The organism is Lyngbya sp. CCY1209 (assembly GCF_055795065.1).
The window spans coordinates 1-2,641 of the sequence record NZ_JAYFER010000206.1 but is presented as its reverse complement, the minus strand read 5'-3'; the positions used below and the strand labels follow the sequence as shown (position 1 = coordinate 2,641).

General features: G+C 50.8%; 1 protein-coding gene. It reads right to left on the bottom strand.

From position 1 onward, the window contains the following. Nucleotides 1-287: 287 nt before the first annotated feature. Nucleotides 288-2,641, bottom strand: a 2,354-nt coding sequence (locus tag AC0QHF_RS03945; protein WP_324702881.1) for a WD40 repeat domain-containing protein, incomplete at its 5' end; no start/stop codon positions are given.

Sequence of the window (2,641 nt, the reverse complement as noted above, 5' to 3'; positions counted from 1 at the left end):
GATTTTCCCATCTGTCGCGAGTTCAAAACGTAGCAAAACTCCCCCCGTTTCAAAGCTTCGTAGAGGTCGCGATCGCACTTTCGTTCCACATAGCAGGGAGCATCGCTGTTTAAACTTCCACCAACTTGATAGATCATTTTTGATATGGAAATTTGTAAAAATTACCCCGATTGGTTCACCCGTTGCTATTATATTGCAAATCCAATCTTGTGGCGATCGTCAATCTGGCTACCCCGTTTTTTTGCCACCGAATCTTTAGTCTCGACCGATGAAATTTCGCCGATCGTTCAATTGCCGACATTTTTACACAGGTCGCGATCGCTCGGATCAACTTCCGGATTCGTCCGCAGGTAATCCCGCACCCAGTCGCAGGCATATTCGAGCTCGTTGAGCGTTTCAATTTTTTCTAAATCCCAAATAATGACCGTGCGATCGTCTCCGGCGGACACCAAAAACTTGCCGTCGGGTGTAAAATCGACCGCGATAACCATGCTCTCGTGTCCCGGCAAAGTCGCCAACAACTTTCCTTCCAAATTCCACAACTTCACCGTCTTATCCCCCCCACCTGTGGCGATGGTCTGACCGTCCGGACTGAATGCGACTCGCGTCAGCCCCCCGCTCTCGGCGCGAATGCTTTTCACCCGGGTGCCATCTAATTTCCAGAAGGTCAATGTATCATCTCGACTGGCGGTAACGAGTCCATTTCCTCGGGGGTCGAATGCCAATCCCGGCACCGGATTTTGATGTTGTAAGGTGGCGATCGCCCTCCCGTCAAGACTCCATAATTTCACCGTCGCATCTTCGCTGGCGGACGCGATAAGTTGACCGTCGGGGCTAAAATCCAAGTCCCAAATTCTCTCTTCATGGGCGACAAAACTGTCGAGAAATTCTCCATCAATACTCCACAATTTGATCGTTTTGTCATCAGACCCGGAAGCGATAATCTGGCTGTCCGGACTGATGGCGAGTCCGTAAACCGAAGCCCGATGTCCGGTCAAGATTCGCGGGGGTTCGACCGGCAAATTTTTCAGATCTTTTAAATCGAAAACTTCGACGAAAAAATTATTCGTTCCAATCGCGATCTTACCCCCATCTGCCGCCCAAGCGACGGAGCGTATTCCCGCGCTCGAACTGTCGATTTTATGCGCCAGCTTTCCATCAGTCCGCCACAGTCTCAGACTCGTATCACCCACAGAAGCAATCAATTCACCATCCGCACGAATTGCCAAACCCCAAACCGTATCTTCGTGGCCGTAAAGCTTTCTCGACAACTCCCGGTTATATTGCCACACTTTGACAATGCCATCATCGCTGGCTGAAGCCGCCATCAAACCGTCCGCCGTCAGCGCGACATCGCGAACAACTCCATCGTGTTTTTTGAAGGTGTGGATGAGGGTTCCGTCCGTCAGCCAAATTTTGATGGCATTATCATTTCCGCCGGTGGCAATATATTCGCCATTTTCGCTGCAATCGACTCCTAAAATGACATCTTCGGCTTGAAAAGTGTTCACCAGGGTTCCGTCGGTCCGCCACAGCTTTGCCGTTCGGTCCGTACTTCCGGACACGAGTAAATTTGTTTTTTGGCAAAAGGCGACATCCCAAACCGATGCCTGATGTCCTTCCAGAGTTTTCAATAATTGACCCTCAATACTCCAGAGTTTGACGACTCCATCGACTCCTGCAGAAGCGACTATTTCACTTTCGGCATCAAAAGCTACATTCCAAACCGCCTGTTGGTGTCCTTCCAAAGTCGCCAACAATGTGCCGTTTTTTCGCCAAACTTTGACGGTGCGATCGCTACTCGAAGACGCGATCTTTTGACCGTCGGGACTGAAGGCGACTCCCCACACCGAAGCCTCGTGAGCCGGAATCTTTTTTAACAGTTTTCCATCGATGCTCCACAACTGGATGTTTCCATCTAAACTCCCGGAAACGACAGACTTTCCGTCCGGACTAAAAGCCACCCGAAAAACGGTCGCCGAATGTTTCAGGGTTTGGAGTAACCGGCCGTCAGACCGCCAAATTTTCACGGTTTTATCTTGGCTCGCCGTGGCTAATAACTTGCCATCCGGGCTGATATCCGGGCTGAAAACGCTGCCTTGATGGCCGATCAGTCGATTCAATTCGCCGCTGCCGTAAACGGCTTGGTTCAAGGCGTTTTCTACTTGCCCTGCGATCTTTTCATCGACCCGGCCTAAAGCGTCCATACGGCGTCTGGCCTTGACCGCGGCGACCATCGCTTCCAACTGGTTGTGGGAAGCAAACAAGCCTTTAGAAGAGGAAGCCAGGGCGATAATTTCGTTAGTTCTCGCCTGTCGGTACTGCCGACTGGCAAAGATACCGATACCGGAAGAAATGACAAAAGCGACGGTGACGACGGACAGAAGTAGCCGTTGCAATTTGGCGTTTTTTTGTTCCTGTAATAATTGTTGGCGTTCCGCCTCCAGTCGCTTGTGTTCTTCGACGAGTCGGGCTTCAACTTCTTTGGCTCGAGCGGCTTCCAATGCTCTTTGTGCTTCTCTGCGATCCAGTTCTTCGCACTGCGCTAAAAATTGATAATCGAGATCGCTCAAACTTTTTCCGATCGCCCAAATTTGTGCATCTTTTAAAGCCCGCCCCCGCAACAGCCGCGATTCGTCCG